This window comes from Pseudoduganella sp. GW821-FHT12E03, from assembly GCF_058807115.1.
Map to the genome: position 1 here is coordinate 161,926 of NZ_JBXAQJ010000010.1, position 20,524 is coordinate 182,449.

Consider the following 20,524-nt stretch of genomic DNA (forward strand, 5'->3'; position numbering starts at 1 on the left):
ATAACGGTATGCTGCGCGCTTACCCCGATTGAAAGGACGCGCGCATGCAGTTCAAAAAACTCTTGATGGCCGCTGCCGTGGCGGGCAGCGCCGGCGGTGGCGCCACCGCCGCACCGATGACCTTGCAGGATTACCTGGCCTTGAGCGGCCCGCAGCCCGACGCGCACATCGCGTATGGCGCGGCGCCGTCGCAATTCGTCGAACTGTTCAAACCCGCCGGCCAGGGACCGTTCCCGGTGCTGGTGCTGATCCACGGCGGTTGCTGGACCGTGCATTTCGGCGGCATCAATCAGATGCGCAACATGGCCGGTGAGCTGGCCCGGCAAGGGATCGCGGTGTGGAATGTCGAATACCGCCGCGTCGATGAAGAAGGTGGCGGCTATCCCGGCATGTACCAGGACGTGGCCACGGCGGTGGACCGGCTGAAAACCGAAGCGGCCGCGCACAACCTTGACATGGCCCGCGTCGCGGCCATGGGCCATTCAGCCGGCGGCCACCTGGCGCAATGGGCCGCATCGCGCCATCGTTTGCCGCCGGCCAGTCCGGCATGGCGCGCCGATCCGCTGGCGATTCCCCATGTGATCAGCCTGGGCGGGCTGGCTGATTTACGCCACGAGGAAAGCCTGATCAAGTCCAGTTGCGAACGCGATATGTGGCAACTGGCGGGCGCCGCGAGCGCGGCGCGGCCGGACATCTTTGCCGACACCTCGCCGGCGGAAATGCTGCCGTCCGGCGTGCGCACGACCCTGATCACAGGGGCGCTCGATGACATTTCGCCGGTGCGGGTGGCGCAGGATTATGCGCGCCGGGCGCAGGCGCAAGGCGACGCGGCCGAGGTGATCGTGCTGCCGAACGCCAGCCACTACGACGAAGTGGCAGCCACGTCGCCTGCGTGGCGGCTGATTTATCCGCAGATCCGCAAGGCGCTGCGAATGGATTAACCGGCGTTAATTGTATTAATTATATTAATCGTATTAATCGTACTGGTCGTATTTGCGCGAATCGCCCTGCACCCGTTCCGCCGGATACTTGGCGGCATTGAGGGCGATTTTTTCCAGCGCGGCCGCATGCAAGTCCACCCCGGTCTTGTCGGCCAGTTGCACCAGGTACAGCAGCACATCGGCCAGTTCATGGCGAATGCCTTCGCGTTTGGCTTCATCGAGCTCATGCGCGGCGCCGGTCGGCAGCCACTGGAAGTGCTCGGCCAGTTCCGCCGTTTCCACCGTCAGCGCCATCGCCAGGTTCTTGGGCGTATGGAATTGTTCCCAGTCGCGTTCGCGCGCAAAGGCGCGCGTCAGGTCGCGCAAATGTGCCAGGCTGTCCTGTTCAGTCACGGCGCGGCCTTTGCCATGAACACGCTGTAGGGATCATCGGGATAGTCGCCGTAAGGCCCGCAGACCGAATAGTCGCGCTTTGTGTACAGCGCCAGCGCTTCCGTCGAGGCCGGACCGGTTTCCAGCGTGAACCGTGCACAGCCGCGTTTAACGGCTTCGCCTTCCAGCAAGTCCAGCAACTGGTGCGACAAGCCCAGGCCACGTCCGGCCGGCCGCACATACATGCGTTTGATTTCGCCGTATTCCGGCGTCAGCACGATGGCGCCGCAACCGAGCGCCGCGCCGGCGCCGTCGCGCGCGACAGCGAACAAAATGTTGGGCTGGTCCAGGGTCGCAATATCGAGGGCATACACGCTGTCGGCAGGGTACAGCGCATACAGGCAAGCATCCAGTTCTGCAATCAGCGCCACCACGTCTGGCTGGTTCGGAGTTTCAAAGGAAATATTCATATTTTCGATTGTAGCGCAGCATTCTGTATCAAGATGCATGCCGCCTATGTCACGTTAGATTTGACGAGAAAAATACTATGGTGCAAGCCCTTACAAGCCCCGCAAAGCTGTCTATGATGAATTTTAAGCAGGGCCTGAATATAACAAAAGACCCTGCTGCCACGTAGTTAAACCCGTTCAAATTATGGAGCAGCCATCATGAAAAAAATCAGCCTGATTGTTTTGCTGGCCTTTGCCGCCCCGGTCGTCCTGGCACAGTCCGCATCATCCCCGACGGTGAAGGTTCCTGCCTACAGCATCTCAGCGCCAGAAAGAACCGTTGGCAAAACCTCTGCCGGTTTCGACAGCTATCGCGGCGCGTATGACTTGTCGAACGGCCAGGTGCTGTCGCTGATGAACAGCGGAGCCACCATGTATGCGCAGCTGGACGATGGCAACCGGCATGAGCTGGCCGCCACTGGTTATGGCAAGTTTGTGGCCAAGGATATGTCGCTGAAGATCACGCTGGAACGGAAGGCAGATGGCGAAGTCGGTGGCGAAATGTTGATTGCCAGGTCGCCTTCGGTAGCAGGCCAGCCGATGGAATACGTACGCATCGCGCTGCGGTAACGCGGACGTACGATAACTTGTAGCAGCGCGCGGGTGAGTCCGTCACCCGCGTAGTCTCCCTTTGCCGCCGGCCCGTAAGGTCCGGCGGCTCTCTTTTGCCTTCTGGTATTTTCTCTCTTGGGTGCCGGGTCTTCAGGCCGGGCATCTCATCTTGTTCCGATGGTATGATATTCGGCTGCCGGCCAAAAGCTGGCATTTTTTATAAATACCACTCGGAGATACCCGAATGAAATTACGTCTGCTGGTTGTCGCGGCCGCATTAATTGCGTCCGGTGCACAGCACGCCCAGGCCGCGCCACGCGGTCTGACCATTGAAGACTTGGCCACCATGGAGCGCGTGGGCAGCCCAGTCTTGTCGCCTGATGCTTCCAAAGTCGTGTACACGGTGCGCAGCACCAACCTGGAGAAAAACCGCGGCAATACCCAACTGTGGATGATAGATTTGCGCGCGGCAAAACCAGCGCCGCAGCGCCTGACCCAGGCCGACGCCAGCAGCATGGATCCTGAATGGTCGCCGAACGGCGATGCGATTTATTTCCTGTCGACCCGCTCCGGCAGCAACCAGGTCTGGCGTTTGCCGCTGGGCGGCGGCGAAGCCGTACGGGTGACCGACTTCCCGCTGGATGTCGACAATTTCCGCCTGTCGCCGACAGGTGACCGCCTGGCGTTCAGCCTGGCGGTGTTCCGCGATTGCGCCGACCTGGCATGCACGAAAAAGCGCGTGGATGAGCAGGCTAAAAACAAGGCCACCGGCAAAGTCTATGACCGCCTGTTCGTGCGCCATTGGGATACGTGGAACGATGGCCGCAATGCCGTACTGTACAGCGCCGCCATCGGCGCCGACGGCAAAGCGTCCAATCCGGTCAGCCTGTCCGGCTCGCTCGATGGCGATGTGCCGTCGAAGCCGTTTGGCGACCACGAGGAATACCAGTTCAGCCCGGACGGCAAAACGGTCGTGTTCAATGCCCGTATCGCCGGCAAGACGGAAGCCTGGTCCACCAACTTTGACATCTACACGGTGCCGGCCGCCGGTGGCGCCGCGCCGCGCAACCTGACGGCCGATAATCCGGCATGGGACACCAAGGCCCAGTTCTCGCCGGATGGCCGCACCTTGGCCTATGCCGCGATGAAGCGTCCGACCTTTGAAGCGGACCGTTTCCACCTGGTGCTGATGGATGTGGCGACGGGCCAGAAGCGCGCGCTAACCGATGCGTGGGACCGTTCCGTGTCGGAATTCCACTGGGCCCCGGATGGCAAGTCGCTGCTGGCAACGGCGGACGACGTGGGGCAGCACCGCCTGTTCGCGATTGATGCGGCCAGCGGCAAGGCCACGCCGCTGTCCGGCCCCGGCTATGTGTCGGCCTTCACGATGGCGCGCGACACGCTGGTGATGGCGCAAGCGAACCTGGCGTCCGGCGCGCAGCTGTACAAGATGAAGCTGGGCCAGGCCAATGCGAAGGCGGACAAGCTGACCACCAACAATGAAGTTAAACTGGCGGACGTGCGTTACGGCGAGTACGAGCAATTCTCGTTCAAGGGCGCCAATGGCGACACCGTGTATGGCCACGTGATGAAGCCATGGAATGCCGAAGCGGGCAAGAAGTATCCGGTGGCGTTCCTGGTGCACGGTGGCCCGCAGGGCAGCTTTGGCAATTCGTGGAGTTATCGCTGGAATCCGCAAGTGTATGCGGGCGCAGGCTATGCGACCGTGTTCATCGACTTCCACGGTTCAACCGGCTATGGCCAGGCCTTCACCGATTCCATCAGTAACGACTGGGGCGGCAAGCCGCTGGAAGACTTGAAACTGGGCCTGGCGGCGGCAGCGGCGAAGTACCCGTGGCTGGACCGCGAAAAGAGTTGCGCGCTGGGCGCATCGTACGGCGGCTACATGATGAACTGGATCGAAGGCAACTGGTCCGACGGCTTCAAGTGCATCGTCAACCACGACGGCGTGTTCGATACCCGGGGCATGGCGTACTCGACCGAGGAAATCTGGTTCACCGAGTGGGAATATGGCGGTTCGTACTTCAAGAATCCGGAAGGCCACGAAAAGTTCAACCCGGTCCACCATGTGGCCAAGTGGAAGACGCCGATGCTGGTGGTGCAGGGCGACCTGGACTTCCGCATCCCGACCGCGCAAGCCTTGTCGACCTTCACGGCGCTGCAGCGCCAGGGCATCGACAGCAAGCTGCTGGTGTTCCCGGATGAAAACCACTGGGTCTTGAAACCAGCCAACTCGATCCTGTGGCACCGCACGGTGCTGGGCTGGCTGGACCAGCACTTGAAGAAATAAGCCTTCGCCACTCCCCGAACGCCCGCTGCCCCGCGGGCGTTTTACTTCCAGTGAATATTGGTTAGTTTTAATAGGGCAACGATGCTGTATGCTGCGGCCTGCAAAAAAATAACCAGACAGGGGAGTTCTTCAATGACCAAATACGCCGCACTGGCCGCCATGCTGGCGCTGACGGGATGCGCCTCGATCACGGGCGAGAAAATCCAGCCATTGTCCGTCGTCACGGTATTCGACAACAAGGAAGTGGCCGGCATCGGCTGCACGCTGTCGAATGACGCGGGCAGCTGGTCCCTGTCGTCGCCTGGCAGCGTCACGGTGCACAAGAGCACGGGCGACCTGGCCATCGATTGCAGGAAAGAAAGCATGGCTGGCAATGCCACGGTGGTATCGAAAGCCAATATCGGCGCGTGGGGCAATATCCTGGTGGGCGGCGTGATTGGCTATGTGGTGGACCGACAGACCGGCGCCGGGTTCAATTACCCGACCAATGTCACCATCATGCTGCGCCAGATCGATTCCGCGCAATCGGTGCAGCCCGCGCCACAGGCCGTGCCGGCCGCCGCCGCCGCACCGCAAACCGCACCACAAGCCGCACCACAAGCCGCACCACAAGCCGCACCGGCGGCTGCCACGCCGCAGGCGGCCAATATGGCGCCGGTGGCGCCACGCCAGCAGGCATCGGCCAAGCCTGTCACGCCTGTCGCGGCAGGCAACCCGTTCGTTGAAGGCACGGTGGCGGAAACCACGCCAGTGACCGCACGCTAAATGGAAAACGCGGGCGGCACAGGCAGTGCCGCCTCTTGCGCCACCGGCTGCGGAAGCAGTACTGGTTTGCCCTGACTTGCCTGTGCCATCCCGCACAAAAAATTCTCTTTAAAAATAATTGTTTCCACATGGAAATGTGAGAGAATTGTATGGACAACTTATGAGGTCGATCAACATAAGAGGGGTGTGCCGTGAACTCGCGACTGATTCTGTCCATGGTGCTGGCCTGTGCGGCAGCGGTGGCGCAGGGCGCCGATATCTTGCCCCAGTGCCGGGGCGGCGCGATTCCCCAGGCGGGGCCGCCGGACACGGCGCTGTTCGTCGCCATCGACGCCACCACGCCACTCGACGCGGACTTACGCCACCAGGTCATGGATTACATCAAGCCGTTCCTGGTTGCCGGCAACACCATCGCCATGGCGGTATTCCCATCGGCGGAGAAAACCCCGCAGCCAGACCTGGTCCTGTCCGGGCGGCTTGATACGCCGCTCGACAGCGCCGCGCGCGGCACGCTGTCCAAATCCCTGCTGGCCCGCTTCGACCAGTGCTTGTTGACGCAAAAGCAAATGGCGCGCCAATACACGGCGCAGGCGTTGAAGCGGCTGTTCGATACGGCCACCGGCAGTACCGGCCAGACTGAAGTGATGGGCAGCATGCGGGCGCTGTCGCAGGCCGTGCAAGCCTCCACTGCCCGCAACAAGGTGGTGCTGGTGGTGTCGGACATGCTGGAACATTCCGAGGCCGGCGATTTTTACGCGGACCATCGCCGCACCGTGCGCCGCGTCGATCCGGTACAGGAATTGCGCATGGCGGACAGCCGCCACCTGTTTGGCGACTTTGGCGGCGCCCGCGTCTATGTGCTGGCGGCCGGCGTGCTGCCGGATGGCGGCAAGGTCAAGCCGGAAAGCGACCGGCGCGCCATGCAGTTGCTGCGCGATTTCTGGAGCGGATACTTCGGCAAGTCGCATGCGCAGCTGGCGGACTTTGGCCAGGTCGAACTGGAACAGCCGATGCGCTGAGTGGCCTGCGGCTCAAGCCGCCGTCACCTGCGGCGACAGCGCTTCCAGCAGCTGCGCGAACGGTGCCGGCCGCGCATACAGGTAACCCTGCATGCTGTGGCAATTGCTGTCGATCAGGAAGGTCGCTTGCGCCGTGGTTTCCACGCCTTCGGCCACTACGCGCAAGCCCAGGTGGTGCGCCATCGCCAGGATGGTTTGCACGATGGCGGTGCCGCTGGCGTCGGCCGGGGTGTCCATGATGAAGCTGCGGTCGATTTTCAATTCGTACAGCGGCATGCGCTTCAGGTAGGCCAGGCTGGAATAGCCGGTACCGAAATCATCGATCGAGAAGCGGATGCCCAGCGCCGCCAGCGCGTGCATGCGCTGCACGGTTTCTTCCCATTTTTCGACCAGCAGTCCTTCCGTCACTTCGAAGATCAGTTGCGACGCGGGGGCCCCGGTTTCCGCCAGCACGGCGCGCACCTGTTCGACAAAGTCGGCATGGCGGAACTGGCTGGGGCTGACATTGACCGACAAGGGCAGGCTGTGGCCCGCATTGGTCAGCTCCACCGCGTACAGGCAGGCCTGGCGCAGCGCCCAGGCGCCCAGTTGCAGGATCTGGCCGGTGCCTTCCGCCAGCGGGATGAACAACGATGGCGGCACCCAGCTGCCATCGGCGCGCTGCCAGCGCATCAACAGTTCGGCGCCCACCGGATGGCCGGCGCAATCGACCTGCTGCTGCGCGTACAGCGCCAGCTGCCTGTTATCAATGGCGGCCGCCAGTTCCCGCTCCATGTCCAGCCGCTGTTCGACTTCGGCCTGCATGCCCGCTTCAAAGAAGGCAATCCCATTGCGGCCGTCCGCCTTGGCGCGGTACATCGCGATATCGGCTTCGCGCAGCAAGTCTTGCGGGTTCTCGCCACCTTTCGGCAACAGCGTCACGCCGATGCTGGCTGACGAACTGTAAGTCTGGCCTTCGATCGTGAAGTCGTGCGCAATCGCTTGCCGGATTTTTTCCGCCACGGCCAGCGCCGCGTGGGCCGCCGCCGAATGCGCGCCGCCCAGGTGCGCCAGCAGCACGACAAATTCATCGCCGCCGATGCGCGCCACGGTGTCGGCCTTGCGGATCAGTTGCGCCAGCCGCGTGGCGGCGTTTTTCAGCAGCGCGTCGCCAATCGCGTGGCCGCGCGCATCGTTGATGGTCTTGAAGTTATCGAGGTCGATGAACATCACGGCGCTGAACGTATTGTCACGCTCCGAACTGGCCAGCAGCTTGTCGATGCGGTCCATCAGCAGGCGCCGGTTTGGCAAGCCGGTCAGCACGTCAAAGTAAGCCAGGCGGTGGATATCGTCTTCCGAGCGCTTGCGCTCCGTGATGTCGCGCTCGACCGCCACCCAGTGCGTATTGTTACCGCCTTCGTCGGCAAACGGCACCAGTTCCATTTCGGCCCAATACGGCTCGCCGGTGCGCGTATAGTTCAATAGTTCCGCCCGCACCGGTTCATAGCGCTGCATGGCGCCGGCGATGCGCTCCAGCGTGGCGGGCGAAGTGTCCGGGCCTTGCAGCAGGCGCAGGTCGCGTCCCAGCACTTCGTCGCGGCGGTAGCCGGTGCGGCGTTCGAATGCCTTGTTGACGAAAATGATGCGCTGGCCTTCGCTGGTGACTTCGGCGATCAGCACCATGTCGTTCAGGCGCGCCACGGCGGCCGACGTCAGGCGCAATTCCTCATTCAGTCCGCGCAATTCGCCGATCGAACTGTCCAGGCGTTTCAGCAGCACGGCGCAGGCCAGCGTCAGCACAGACATGATGAACACGTAATTGAGCGTGACCACGAACCACTGGATCAGGGCCGCGGCCTGGTCGTCCGGATTGGCCAGGGTGGGCAGCGTGTAATAGCCGACCAGCATCATGGCAAGTGACGACGTGATCAGCGCCCACATGCCGGAACGCAGGCCCAGTAACAGCGCCGCGAACACCGGCACAGCCGCCAGGTAAATTTGCGAAATCTGGCCGATTTTCAGCATCAGGCCGATGCCGACCAGGAATGTGACGGCCAGGAAGTTCAGTACGCGGACATGGAAAGACCAGGTCGGGATGCGCCAGATGGCGGCAATCCACCCGATCGCCAGGACGTCGACCACCGCGATGGACCAGATGCCTTGGGAGAGGCTTAGCATGATGCTGGGCAGCGCCGTCACGAGGCCGAGCGCCAGCACCACCTGCAGGATGCGTGTGAAGATTTGCGCGCGCCAGTGAGCGACTTCCTTTTGCACCGTCAAAATACCTGTCTCCCCGTGACCTCGTTGAATGGATGTATGCATGCGCGCGACACCAACCGTCATGATACTCCTTTTCAATCTTGCTTTTTTGAACATCCCTGCGCAGAATTGGCGATCCGATCAACCGTACGAACACCGAGGATGTCTATGCGCATGCGCAAAATTTCCGCCTTGCTGGCGGCAGCCACGCTCTCGCTGTCCGCGCAAGCCGCCAGCACCGACCGCTGGGACTTGCCCGTCCACGTGAAAAAACTGAATAACGGCCTGACCGTCGTTGTCACTGAAGACCACAGTTCGCCCACCGTAGGTGTTTCCGTGGTGTACCACGTCGGCATGCGGCTCGAACCGAAAAACCGCACCGGCTTTGCGCATTTGTTCGAGCACCTGATGTTCCAGGGGACGCCCAAAGCGCCGAAAGGCGTGTTTGACAAGACCATCACGGCCGGTGGCGGCCGCAACAACGGTTCCACCCGCGCCGACTTCACCAATTACATCGAGACCGCGCCCGTGTCCGCGCTCGACGCGATCCTGTGGCTGGAAGCGGACCGGATGAAGACCCTGGACTTCAGCGAAAAGACGCTGAAAAACCAGCAGGATGTGGTGAAAGAGGAAATCCGCGTCAATGTGAAGAACAAGCCCTATGGCGGCTTCATGTGGATCGACATCAACCAGCAGGCGTTCAAGAAGTGGGAAAACAACCACGACGGCTATGGCAGCTTTGAAGACCTGGAGGGCGCCAGCCTCGATGACGTGCGCAATTTCCACCGCGATTACTACGGCCCCAACAATGCGGTGCTGGCGATCGCCGGCGACCTGACGCCGCAACAGGGCTTCGCGCTGGCGCAAAAATACTTTGGCGCGATCCCGAAACGCGCGGTGCCGAAAGGCGGCGATTTCACGGAAAGCTTGAATACCGAAGAAAAACGCTTGGTGCAGGGCGATGCGCTGGCGCAAGTGCCGGCCATTGCGGCTGGCTGGAAAATGCCGGCGCGCGGCAGCCGCGACCAGGCGCCAATGGCCGTGCTGGGCGAAGTCCTGGCCGGCGGCGACGCATCGCTGTTTTACCAGGGCCTGGTCAAGGGCCGCGAAATTGCGCTGAACGTGCAATCGTTCTGGGGCCTGACGGGACCGTGGGAATACGATGGCCCGACCCTGTACACGATCTTTGGCCTGTACAAGCCAAACAGCAGCGCCGACGCGATGCTGGCCGCGATGGATGAGGAAATCGCGAAGATCGTCAAGGATGGCGTCGACGACGCCACCTTGAAACGCGTGAAAACCAGCATGCTGGCCGACTGGAACAACCAGATGGAAAGCTACATCAACCGCGCCGACATGCTGGCCAAGCTGCAAACCCTGTGGGGCGACGCCAAAGTCGTCAACAAGATTCCCGGCTGGATCGAAGGCGTTACGTCGGCCGACATCCAGCGCGTGGCCGCCACTTACCTGACCAAGGCAAACCGCACCGTCATCGACCGCAAGCCGCAAGCGATGCTGACGCCGCCCGCCGCGCATTTCCACGGCGATGACGACCACCAACACGGAGGCCACTGAAATGAAAAAGCCAATTCAAGCCGCAGCCATTGCGGCAGCTGTTGCCACGCTGTGCGCCCCCGTGGCCTTCGCGAAAACCCCGGCCGCCAAGGCCGCCGCTCCCGCCGCCTCGGGCTTGCCCGGTTACGCCGCCGACAAGCCGTTGCCGGTGCCGCACATCGCCCGCAAGACGCTGGCCAACGGCCTGGAAGTGTGGGTGGTGCCGCGTAAAGGCTTGCCGCGCGTGGACTATGTGCTGGCGGTGCGCGGCGCCGGTTCCGCCGCCGACGATGCGCAGCGTCCGGGCTTTGCCGGCTTGCTGGCGTCGCTGCTCAATGAGGGCACGGCCAAACACAGTTCGCGCGCGATCGCCGAAGCCAGCCAGGCGCTGGGCGGCGGCGTGGCCGGCAGCACCTCGCAGGACGGCATCACGGTGTCGGCCTACGCGCTGGCTTCCGGTTCGGCCGACATGATGAAGCTGCTGGCCGAAGTGGTGCGCGAACCCACCTTCCCCGATGCGGAAGTGGCGCTGGCCAAGGCCAATGCGCTGCAATCGCTGAAAGTGGCGGAAACGCAGCCGGGCTTCCGCGCCGACCGCGCGCTGTCGCGCACGATCTACGGCGACCATCCGTATGCCCGCACCACCGGCACCGTGGAATCGATCAATGCGACCGATGCGGCGCTGTTGCGCGCCGAGCATGCCCGGCGCTTCCGTCCGGACCGCGCGTTGCTGGTGATTACCGGCCAGATCGCGGAAGCGGACGCCATCAAGCTGGCGGAAGCCGCGTTCGGCGACTGGAAGGCATCCGGTACACCGGTGGCGGAAACCCCGGCCGCGCGCGTGGTGGCGGAACCGGCGCGTCTGTTGCTGGAACGTCCGGGCAGCGTGCAATCGACCGTGCGCCTGGGCCGCCCGGGCGCGTCGGCCACGGTGGAAGAACAAGTGCCGCTGCGCCTGGCCTCGACCATCATCGGCGGCGGCTTTTCCAGCCGCGTCAACACCAACCTGCGTGAAGACAAAGGCTATACCTACGGCGCTTCGGCCGGTGCGCGCCTGTTCCGCCAGGGCGGCGCCATTACCGGCGGCGCCGACGTGCGCAATGAAGTCACCGGCAAGGCGCTGGCGGAATACTTCAAGGAATACCGCAAGCTCGGTGAAGAACTGGTCGGCGACGATGAAATGCGCATGAACAAACGCTATGTGGCCGGGACTTACCTGCTGACCAACCAGATGCAGCGCGCCGTGGCGGGCACCCTGGCCAACAACTGGCTGATCGGCCTGCCGCCGGAATTCCTCGGCCAATATGTGCCGAAGGTCCAGCAGGTGACAGCGGAACAGGTGCGCGTCATCGGCAAGAAGTACTTTGACCCCGCCACGCAATCGATCGTGGTGGTGGGCGACAAGGCCGCCATTGGCGAACAGTTGAAAGAGTTCGGCGAGTTCACCGTCACCGACAAGTAACGCCATCATGCACGTCGGGCGGTTTCCGCGTTGGCGGAAGCCGCCATGCCTGCGCACCGCCGGCTTAACCCCGCACCACCTCCCGCCGAAACGCCACATACTCCCGCGCCACCTGGCGCGGTTTTTCCACCATCGGCAGGTGCCCGACCCCGGGCATCATGATGGTGCGGCTGCGGGGAAATAACGCGGCAAACGCCGCCGCCCCGTCCGGATGCAGGATGCGGTCTTCATTTCCCCACACGATCAGCGCCGGTATCCCCGCATAGGCAGGCTGCGCCTGCAGCAGCGGCGCCTCCGACAATTGCTTCATCAATTGCGTGTGCAGCGCAAAGTCGGCCGCCCCGCGCCGGCCCAGCAGCACCCGCACGCTGTGCGGCAAGAACGGTTCCTTATGCGTGCAGGCGGCAATCAGGGTATTGAAATCGCGCTCCTGTTGCACCAGCAGCGGCATCTCGCCGGTCGCTTCGTAGTGCTTGAGGATGTCGGAACTGTGCGACGCTTCGGTGCCGGCCGCATCGAGCAGCCACAGCGACGCCACCCGTTCCGGATACATCGCGGCAAATTGCGCGGCAATGAAGCCACCCATGGAATTGCCGCCCACGTGCACGGGGCCGGGCGCCACCTGGTCCAGCAGCGCCGCCAGGCGGCGCGCCTGGTCGGCCATCAGGTGGCTGGCGGCGGGAGCGCGCGCCGCGTCGCCAAAGCCGGGCAGGTCGGGAATGATGACGCGGTAGTGCGGCGTCAGGAAGCGCGCGATGCGCGCGAAATTGTCCTTGTCGCCCGCAAAGCCGTGGATCAGCACCAGCGGCGCGCCGCTGCCGCCTTCCAGGTACGGCATGGCCAGCCCTTCGGCGCTGCCATGCCGCAACCGCAGGCCGGAATGCCACCGTTCCAGCGCCAGCCCGAGGCGCCCGGCGGTCATCGGGGCGAGGCGGTCGAACAGCAGCAGGGCGGCGGCGCACAGCGCCAGCGCAATCAGGATGTCAATAATCATATTCAAACAAGCTTTATTCAGCAGGCTTCATCAGGGACTTGCGCAGTGTGGCACCGGCGTACCTGCGCTGTAAAGTGCGCAACGAGCCGATTGCAAGCTATGATTGCAAGACTGATAAGGAGAAGGATTTTGACTCATCCAGACAATCCCTACCTGGCGCCGGGGGCGGCGCTGGAACCCGCCACTGAAGGCGCGCCGTATGTCCCCCGTCTGCTGGCGTGGAAAGGGCGCATTGGGCGGCTGCGCTATCTGGCCTATATGCTGGCGCTGGTCGCCATCGTGATGGCGGCTGCTTTTGCGCTGGTATTTGTCGCCACCATCGCCTTCAAGCTGGCGGGCGGCGATTTGCGGCGGGAATATGTGGCGCTGCTGCCGGCAACGCTGGGGCTGGTGTTTTGCGTCCCGTATGTCGTGCTGATGAAGCGGCGCATCAATGACACCGGCTATACCGGCTGGCTGCTGTTGCTGGCGGTGGTGCCGCTGGTGAATGTGCTGCTGGGGATCTACCTGCTGTGTGCCCGTGGTTCCGCCGGACCCAACAAATACGGTTTGCCGCCGGCGGACAATACGCTGGCCGTCAAGCTGGCCGGCTGGATCATGGTGGCGGTGATGATCGTCAGCCTGGGCGCATCGTTCCTGATGCCGTTCATGATCGCGGCGCGCAATGCCGGTGGTGGCGCCGGTTTTTGATTTTATAACTGCCCGCTTTCCTTGATATCGAGGTAGCGGTTCAACAAGGCGCCCGGCAAGCGTACGGGCGCCACATCGACCAGGCTGGAAGCGCGCAGCCCCAGCCGGTTGATGGCGTCGCGCCGCTGCTGTAGATAATGCACGGCGGCCGATTGCCGCAGCGCTTGCGTGAAATCCCCCACGTCCGCCGCCACCGCCGCATCGAGCGCCTGCTCGCGCAGGCTGGCGCACAGCACCATGTGGCGCGTGCCCAGCAATTCACAGGCGCTGCGCATGGCCAGGTCGTCTTCATCGCGCAAATTGGTAATTAAAACCACGAAGGCGCGCTTGCTGAGTTTGCGCAGCAGCGCACCGGCCGCCTGCGCATAATCCGGCGCCTGTTCGCTGGGGTGCAAATCGTAAATCCCGGCCAGCAGGCGGTCAAAGCCCGCGCGGCCTTTGTGCGGGGACAGCCAGCGGGGGCCATCGTGGCCAAAGCTCATCAAGCCCACCGCGTCGCCCTGTTTTTGCGCGACGAAACCCAGGGTCAGCACCGCCTGCAGCGCGTGGTCGAAGTGCGTGCCGCCTTCATCCTCGGCCGCCATGCGCCGTCCGCAATCGAGCAGGAACACCACTTGCTGGTCGCGTTCTTCCTGGTATTCGCGGCTGATCGGCTTGCGCTGGCGCGCCGTGGCTTTCCAGTCGATCGCGCGCAGGCTGTCACCCTGCCGGTATTCGCGCAGCTGGCGGAAGTCCGTCCCTTCGCCCCGGCGGCGGCGGCGGATCGCCCCGGCAGCAGGGGCGCGGCGGTCTGTCGCCATCAGGGTCTGGCCCAGCAGCTTTGAAAAATCGGGAAACACTTTGACTTCCTGCGCCGGGCCCGTTCGATGGCTGCGCAGCCACAGGCCGAACGGCGTGGCCACGCGCACGTGCGGCGGGCCAAAATGCGCATCGCCGCGGCGCTGGGCGCGCAGCCGGTACGTCACGGTGACAAAGGCGCCGGGTGCGATGGCGGTGGCATGGGGCATGCCCTCGATGTCCCAGCCAGGCGGATAGTCGTCAAAGACGTCCACCTGCACGGTGCGCCGGCCCTGGTTGCGCAGGGTGAGGGTGGCGCTGTGCCACACGCCGACCGGCCACACGCCCGGCGCCTGGCGTTCCACGCCCAGCGGCGGCATATGCCAGCCGCGCCACAGGTCCACCAGGGCTGCGGCCAGCAGGGCGGCGCCGGCCGCCCAGAACGCCAGCGCCAGCGGTGCTTTCAGCGCGGGCGCGATTGAGGGGGAGAGCGCGGTCAGGAGCGCGGCCAGCAGGCTGGCCAGCAGGCCGAACGCGGCCCACGCCAGCACGCATAGCAGCAGCTTGCGCGCAGGCGTCATGCGCGCGGCGCCGCGATCTGCTGCACCAGCGCGGACAGGAGCTGGTCCGCGCTCAGCCCATCGAGCTCGCTTTCCGGCGAAATCGCAATGCGGTGGCGCAGGACCGGCAGCGCGGCCTGCTTGATGTCGTCCGGGGTCACATAATCGCGCCCGGCCAGCAGCGCCATGGCGCGCGCCAGCCGTACCAGCGCGATGCTGCCGCGCGGACCGGCGCCGATCGCAATGCCGGCCCAGTCGCGCGTGGCGCGCACCAGCCGCACCGCATAATTGGCCACGCTGTCATCGACGCGGATGCGCGCCGCCAGTTGTTGCAGCGCCACGATGGTGTCGGGCCGCACCAGTGTGGCGACGGCCGCCACGTCGAGGCCATCGCCGACACGGTTGCGCGTGACCACCGCCAGCATGTCCTGCTCTTCCTGTTCCGATGGATAGCCGATGCGCACCTTGACCAGGAAGCGGTCCAGCTGCGCTTCCGGCAGCGGGTACGTGCCTTCGTTTTCCAGCGGGTTTTGCGTGGCCAGCACCATGAAGGGCGGCGCCAGCGGATGTGACTCGCCTTCGATCGTCACTTGCCGCTCCTGCATGGCTTCCAGCAGGGCGGACTGGGTCTTGGCGGGCGCGCGGTTGATTTCATCGGCCAGCAGCAGGTGGGCGAACACCGGACCCTTGCGCACGGAAAAACTCTGGTTTTTCAGGTCGAACACGGCATGGCCCATGACGTCGGCCGGCATCAGGTCGGGCGTGAACTGGATGCGGGAAAAGTCGCCGGCAAAGGTTTTCGCCAGCGCCCGCACCAGCAGGGTCTTGCCCAGCCCCGGCACGCCTTCGATCAGCACATGGCCGCCGGCCAGCATGCAGGCCAGCACCTGGTCGATCACTTCCTGCTGGCCAACCACGGCGCGGCGGATTTCCTCGCCGATGCGGCGCACGATGTCGAGCGCCTGCTGCATGCGCTCTGGGCTGATGGCGTCACTGTCGTTCGGAATGCTCATACGATTTTCTCACTTGTTGTAATGTCCGGATCTGGCGCGTGAAGACGGTGGGGTGCGAGCTGGCGTCGGCATGCAATGCTTCCTGCAGCGCGGTTTCATCGATGGCGTGCAGGCGGGCCAGCCGCGCGCACAGCGCATTGCCTTCCAGCTGGCGCAATTCCGGTGCGCGGCGCGCCAGCAGCGCCAGCGTATCGCGCCGTGCGGCGCCCAGCAGCACGGCCCGCCCGCCGGGCACTTTCCACAGCCAGTTGCCCGATGCTTCGATATGTTCCAGCAAGGCGCGGCGCGCACCGGCCGGTTGCGGCAGCAGCGGGCCAAAACGCCCGCCTGTCATGGCGCGCCACAACAGCAGCACCAGCAGCACCGCCAGCGCTGACAGCGCCATGCTGCCGCTGCGCCACAGCGCCAGGTACCATGGCGTGGCGTTAATGTCTTGCACGATCATGGCGCGCTTTGCCGCCGGTTGCAGCGCGGCCAGCGTCAGCAACAGTTCCGCATGGTCATAGCGCGGCAGGCGCGCATTGTTGAAGAAATTATCGGACACCATCACCAGCTTGCCGTTGCCTTCCTCATAGACCCGCAGCGCCACCGCATCGGGATCGCTCCACAGCGCCTTGCGGCTTGCGCCCGATGTGGCGCCCAACGTCGCCAGCACTTCGTCGGACGTTTCCAGCACCAGCGGATAACGCCCGCCCGGCGCGGTGACGCAGGTGAACTGGGTTTCGCCGTCGTATTCGCGGTCGTCGCCGTCGTCGTCGCCGTCATCGGCGCCATCCTTGTTCGATGGGGCGGGGCGGCGCTTGCGGGGCGGCGCCATGCCAGTGTCGCAGCTGTCGCGCATCTCGTGGGCAAACGCCATCGTCACCCCCGCGTGGGCGCCCAGCGGATCTTCTTCATCGAGCCGCTTCAGGCGGAATTTACGCTTGGCTCCCGGCGCCGGGCGCTCATCGTCATGGTCGTCGTCGCCGGACCAGCGCGGCTGCGCCACCAGCGTATTGCCGCGCCGAACCCACGCCAGCAATTGCTGTGCCTGCGCTTCGCTCATCTGGCCATTGTTGTCGGCCAGGATCAGGGCGCCGTCGGGCAGCGCATCCAGGTTCGCATCGCCCAGCAACTTATAGACGTCGACCTGGTAGCCGCGCCGCGCCAGCAGCTGGGTGGCGGCCAGCATCGGCTTGCCGGCCAGGTTGACGGACGGGCGGCGCTGCGGTTCCCACACTTCTTCCATCACTTCGAACCACAGCCAGGTGCACGCGCCCACGAGCAGCACGGCGCCCAGCGCGATCAGGCTGTTGCGGGCAAGCTTCATGCGACGCTCCCGGCCGGGGCGCGCCAGCGCGCATCCCACGCCTCGCACGCATGGTGAACCGCCGCGCTGTCCGGCCAGCGGCCGGCGTAGGCGCCCTCCAGCCATAGTTGCGTGACACTGGCCATCACCGCATGGCCCGCCGCATCGAGCTGTTTGCGCTGGTGCGCCTGCGCCGCCACGCGCAGGCAATCGCCTTCGGTCGCGCCTTGCGCCAGCAGCACGCCATGGCGCTGCACCAGGCGCGACAAGGTGGCGCGGTACAAGAGCGCCAGCGCGCCGCGCCGTTCGCCTTGTTCCCAGTGCGCGCGCACCTGCGCCGTCACATCGGCCGGCAAGCTCTCGGCGCGGATATCGAGGCCGGCGATTTCCGTCGCGGCCTGTGGCGCCGCGGCGCGCGGCAACAGGGCGCGCAGCCGGTCGCGGTAGCGGTACAGCAGCCAGGCGCACAGGCCAATGGCGGCGGCAATCAGCAGCGCGCGGGTGATGGACGCCAGCAGCGCCAAGTCCGGACTGTCGGACTTGACCGGTTTCTTTTTCGGCTGGCCGTCGTCCTTCAGGCGCCAGGTGGGCGCGCAGTCATAGCCGCGCAAGTCGTCGCCCGCATAGATCTCTTCGACTTCCTGGTGTAGCCGGTGCTGTTCCGCATCGCGCGTGCCGAGGCGCTCGGCCGGGAACAGGGAGGGCATGCTGGCGCAATTGCCGGCACGCGAAGCCGGGGTGTCAGCCGGTGCATCCGCTGGCGCGTCCGCTGTGGCATCCCCGGCCGCAGCGGCGGCTCCGCTGGCGGTGCGATTGGCGTCTTGATCCACGGCCTTGTTCGTGGCTTCCTGTTCCGCCTGCGCCGGCGGCGCCGGCAGCAGCGTGGCCAGCACCAGCGCCAGCGGCGCGATCACCGCCGGCAGCCATGCGGCGACTTGCTGGCCACGGCGCGCGCCGGGCGCGCGGATCTGGCGCAGCACCAGTTCGATATCCCACGCCTCCAGCGTGGCGCGGCGGTTCAGATACAAGGTGAAGCAGCACGCAATATAGATCGGCCCGACGATGGCGCCGCCAATCGCGTAGCAGGCCAGCGGCAGCAACAGCATGGTCATGCTGTCAGGCTCGCTGCCGGTCATATAGGAAAACATGTGGAACTGGTCTTCGTCGGTGAACATGCCGACGAAGGCCAGCATGCCGATTTGCAGCACGGCTTCGAAATGCACACAGGCGACACCGAACATGTAGGCGGCGCGTCCCGCGCCATCGCGGCCAATCACGTCGCGGCGCCGGTTGGCCGCCGCGCCGCGCGCATGTTCCAGCTGCCAGACCGGCTGGTACAGGCCGCGCCCCGCCATGAACGGGCGCCACCACGTCAGCATCCGTATCCAGCCGCCGCCCAATTGCCCGGGCCAGGCACGCACCGCCTGCGCCCACGTGACGTCTTCGCCAAACACCTGGCGCGACAGCACATGCAGGGGCGCACGCTCGAGCAGCGGTTTGAACCACCATGGCAACAGCAGCCACAGTCCCGCGTAATCGGGCAGCGCCACGGTCAGCATGGCGGCCAGCGCGACCAGCGGCAGCCACAGCGCCAGCCACGCCTTGTACACGGTGGCGGCGCGCGCGTGCAGCAGCGCAAAGCCCAGGTCCAGCGCCTGGCGCGCCGGGCGGGGACGCAGTGCAATCGTAATCCGGTCAAGCTGCATCGTTACCCTTCACCCGCGTGCGGCCGGCCAGCACGAAAAAGGCAATCACGGCGATCCAGCAGCAAGCGCCGACCGCATATTTGATGGCGGGAGGGATGGCGGTGCTGGCCGACCAGAAGGCTTCGACAAACGCGGCCAGCACGGTCAGCAGCGCGGCGCCGGCCGTGACGGGGAACGTCGCGCGGGCGGCGGCCAGCAGCGCATGGCGGCGCGTCATGCGTCCCGGCGCCAGCAGCGCCAGTCCCAGGCGCATGCCGGCCATGCCGGACAACACCAGCCCCGTGATTTCAAAGCTGGCGTGGGTGATGACGAACGACCAGAAATTGCCGATGGTGGCGGGATCGCGCGACAGCCAGGCGCCGACGATGCCCAGGTGGACGCCATTGAAGGCCAGGCTGAACAGCGCGGGCAGCCCGCCGAAAATGCCGCCGGCAAAGGTGCGGAAGCCGATCGAGACGTTATTCCAGATGTAGTGGCCAAACATCATGACGTCGCCTTCGGCGCCGCCGCGCCCCATGCGGATATTGCCGGGGCTGTACATCTGCCGCATGCGTTCCAGCTGGTGCGGGTCGATAAAGCTGTACGCCCATTGCGGCTGGTACCACACCAGCAAGCCCAGGACCAGCGCCACGGCCCAGAAAGCCAGCGAGGCGGCCACGAACAGCCGCCATTCAGCCCGTACCCGGCAAGGAAAATCCTGCAGCATCCATTGCAGCAGCGCGCGCGGCCGCTCCGCCACCGCGCCATACAGCCGCTGGTGACACTCTGACGACAGCGCATGCAGGTAATCGGTCAGCGCGGGCGAATAGCCGCGCTGTTCGGCCAGCGCCAGGCATTGCGACAGGCGCCGGTACAGCGCCGGCAACGCATCCGGTTGCGGCGAGCGCTGTTCCAGGATGGCCGTGATCTCTTCCCACAGCGCACCGTGCTGCTGTTCAAACTGCAGCTGCTTCATAGGCGCAGCCCGGCGGCATAGGAACGCAGGCGTTCCAGCGATTCGGCGCCGGTGGCGCCGGTCAGCGGCTCGGCGATATCGCCCAGTTCTTCCAGCCGGGCGCGGGGCAGCACGCTTTCCCGTTCAAACAGGTCGGCCAGCGCGCGCTGCTGTGGCGGCGGCAGGGGAAAGGGCAGCGGTTGCGGCGTGGCCGGTTCCTCATCGGCCGATTGCGCGCGGCGCACTGGCGGCTGGTCGCGGTAGACCACCAGCGTGCCGGCCACGATGTCGCCCAGGCGGCGGAACTGGCGGTCGAACAGCATTGACAGCAAGCCCGTTGCGTACAGCACCGGCATGAAGTCGGCCACCAGCATCAGGTTGCGCAGCATGGATTCGCGCCAGCCGACCGGCAAGCCGTTGTCGCGCCGGACTTCCAGTCCCATGATGCGCTTGCCCAGGGTCTGGCCCCGGAAATACACCTCGCACAGGATCGGGTAGCCCCAGTAACTGACAAAAAACAGCAGCAGATACAGGCCTTGCGCAAACTTGGCGTTCGACAGCAACATCATGCACAGGAAGATGAAGATCAGCCACAGCAGGAAATCAATCGCCCAGGCCCAGGCGCGCGCTGCCGGGCCAGCCGGGGTCAGCAGCAAGCGTGTGCCTTCCGGCGTCGTCAGCGATAAGCGGCCATCGATCAAGGTATCTGGGGCGGATGAAAGAGGAAGTTGATTGTAACCAAGAAATAGTTGGAAAAAAAGCAAAAAGGCTGTTGTTTTACACGTTTTTTAACGGCCTGTTCCGTGGAATTCGCATCCTGTCGCGCGATACTGGCTGGC

Annotated in this window: 18 protein-coding genes; 8 read left to right on the forward strand and 10 right to left on the reverse strand. The window is 64.6% G+C overall.

Features of this window, described 5'->3' with window-relative positions; genetic code table 11:
- The first annotated feature begins 44 nt into the window (after window positions 1–44).
- Window positions 45–941 carry an alpha/beta hydrolase gene (locus AC1RRC_RS24515; protein WP_493058163.1) on the forward strand — a complete coding sequence of 299 codons (897 nt, stop codon included), beginning with the start codon at window positions 45–47 and terminating at the stop codon, window positions 939–941.
- A gap of 33 nt (window positions 942–974) precedes the next feature.
- Here AC1RRC_RS24515 and AC1RRC_RS24520 read toward each other — a convergent pair whose 3' ends face one another.
- A complete protein-coding gene (locus tag AC1RRC_RS24520; protein ID WP_493058164.1) occupies window positions 975–1,334 on the reverse strand; it encodes a nucleotide pyrophosphohydrolase in 360 nt (119 codons plus the stop codon).
- Window positions 1,331–1,783, reverse strand: a complete 453-nt coding sequence (locus tag AC1RRC_RS24525; protein WP_493058165.1) for a GNAT family N-acetyltransferase — start codon at window positions 1,781–1,783, stop codon at window positions 1,331–1,333. Before AC1RRC_RS24525 ends, AC1RRC_RS24520 begins: the two co-directional genes overlap by 4 nt.
- Before the next feature lie 198 nt (window positions 1,784–1,981).
- Here AC1RRC_RS24525 and AC1RRC_RS24530 point away from each other — a divergent pair, with 198 nt between their 5' ends.
- The 4 genes from AC1RRC_RS24530 to AC1RRC_RS24545 all read left to right on the forward strand — a co-directional run bounded on the left by AC1RRC_RS24530 (window position 1,982) and on the right by AC1RRC_RS24545 (window position 6,469).
- Window positions 1,982–2,392 (forward strand): hypothetical protein, encoded by a 411-nt coding sequence (locus tag AC1RRC_RS24530; protein WP_493058166.1) that lies wholly within the window; start codon window positions 1,982–1,984, stop codon window positions 2,390–2,392.
- Between the two features lie 226 nt (window positions 2,393–2,618).
- Entirely contained in the window at window positions 2,619–4,685 is a 2,067-nt protein-coding gene (locus AC1RRC_RS24535) for a S9 family peptidase (RefSeq protein WP_493058167.1), read from the forward strand.
- 132 nt (window positions 4,686–4,817) lie between these two features.
- Window positions 4,818–5,450 carry a hypothetical protein gene (locus AC1RRC_RS24540; protein WP_493058168.1) on the forward strand — a complete coding sequence of 211 codons (633 nt, stop codon included), beginning with the start codon at window positions 4,818–4,820 and terminating at the stop codon, window positions 5,448–5,450.
- 191 nt (window positions 5,451–5,641) lie between these two features.
- Complete coding sequence (locus tag AC1RRC_RS24545) at window positions 5,642–6,469, forward strand: hypothetical protein (RefSeq protein ID WP_493058169.1); 828 nt, start codon at window positions 5,642–5,644, stop codon at window positions 6,467–6,469.
- 12 nt (window positions 6,470–6,481) lie between these two features.
- On the opposite strand, the gene AC1RRC_RS24550 is transcribed toward AC1RRC_RS24545, so the two are convergent.
- A complete protein-coding gene (locus AC1RRC_RS24550) occupies window positions 6,482–8,770 on the reverse strand; it encodes a putative bifunctional diguanylate cyclase/phosphodiesterase (RefSeq protein WP_493058170.1) in 2,289 nt (762 codons plus the stop codon).
- Window positions 8,771–8,881: 111 nt separating this feature from the next.
- Here AC1RRC_RS24550 and AC1RRC_RS24555 point away from each other — a divergent pair, with 111 nt between their 5' ends.
- On the forward strand, window positions 8,882–10,282 hold the full coding sequence (locus AC1RRC_RS24555; protein WP_493058171.1) for a M16 family metallopeptidase: 1,401 nt from the start codon (window positions 8,882–8,884) through the stop codon (window positions 10,280–10,282).
- Window position 10,283: 1 nt separating this feature from the next.
- On the forward strand, window positions 10,284–11,723 hold the full coding sequence (locus AC1RRC_RS24560; protein ID WP_493058172.1) for a M16 family metallopeptidase: 1,440 nt from the start codon (window positions 10,284–10,286) through the stop codon (window positions 11,721–11,723).
- Between the two features lie 64 nt (window positions 11,724–11,787).
- Here the strand turns inward: AC1RRC_RS24560 and AC1RRC_RS24565 are convergent, their stop codons facing one another.
- Window positions 11,788–12,717 carry an alpha/beta fold hydrolase gene (locus AC1RRC_RS24565; protein ID WP_493058303.1) on the reverse strand — a complete coding sequence of 310 codons (930 nt, stop codon included), beginning with the start codon at window positions 12,715–12,717 and terminating at the stop codon, window positions 11,788–11,790.
- A gap of 129 nt (window positions 12,718–12,846) precedes the next feature.
- On the opposite strand from AC1RRC_RS24565, the gene AC1RRC_RS24570 reads away from it, so the two are divergent.
- Window positions 12,847–13,407: a DUF805 domain-containing protein gene (locus tag AC1RRC_RS24570; RefSeq protein WP_493058173.1), complete on the forward strand. Its 561-nt coding sequence runs from the start codon at window positions 12,847–12,849 to the stop codon at window positions 13,405–13,407.
- Window positions 13,408–13,409: 2 nt separating this feature from the next.
- On the opposite strand, the gene AC1RRC_RS24575 is transcribed toward AC1RRC_RS24570, so the two are convergent.
- The 6 genes from AC1RRC_RS24575 to AC1RRC_RS24600 are packed head-to-tail and all read right to left on the reverse strand — an operon-like array spanning window position 13,410 to window position 20,386.
- Complete coding sequence (locus AC1RRC_RS24575; protein ID WP_493058175.1) at window positions 13,410–14,765, reverse strand: DUF58 domain-containing protein; 1,356 nt, start codon at window positions 14,763–14,765, stop codon at window positions 13,410–13,412.
- Window positions 14,762–15,757 carry an AAA family ATPase gene (locus tag AC1RRC_RS24580; protein WP_493058176.1) on the reverse strand — a complete coding sequence of 332 codons (996 nt, stop codon included), beginning with the start codon at window positions 15,755–15,757 and terminating at the stop codon, window positions 14,762–14,764. The genes AC1RRC_RS24575 and AC1RRC_RS24580 overlap by 4 nt, the downstream gene beginning before the upstream one ends.
- Window positions 15,735–17,066 carry a DUF4350 domain-containing protein gene (locus tag AC1RRC_RS24585; protein ID WP_493058177.1) on the reverse strand — a complete coding sequence of 444 codons (1,332 nt, stop codon included), beginning with the start codon at window positions 17,064–17,066 and terminating at the stop codon, window positions 15,735–15,737. The genes AC1RRC_RS24580 and AC1RRC_RS24585 overlap by 23 nt, the downstream gene beginning before the upstream one ends.
- Entirely contained in the window at window positions 17,063–18,751 is a 1,689-nt protein-coding gene (locus tag AC1RRC_RS24590; protein WP_493058178.1) for a hypothetical protein, read from the reverse strand. The genes AC1RRC_RS24585 and AC1RRC_RS24590 overlap by 4 nt, the downstream gene beginning before the upstream one ends.
- Window positions 18,741–19,706: a stage II sporulation protein M gene (locus AC1RRC_RS24595; RefSeq protein WP_493058179.1), complete on the reverse strand. Its 966-nt coding sequence runs from the start codon at window positions 19,704–19,706 to the stop codon at window positions 18,741–18,743. Before AC1RRC_RS24595 ends, AC1RRC_RS24590 begins: the two co-directional genes overlap by 11 nt.
- On the reverse strand, window positions 19,703–20,386 hold the full coding sequence (locus AC1RRC_RS24600; RefSeq protein WP_493058180.1) for an RDD family protein: 684 nt from the start codon (window positions 20,384–20,386) through the stop codon (window positions 19,703–19,705). The genes AC1RRC_RS24595 and AC1RRC_RS24600 overlap by 4 nt, the downstream gene beginning before the upstream one ends.
- Window positions 20,387–20,524: the final 138 nt, after the last annotated feature.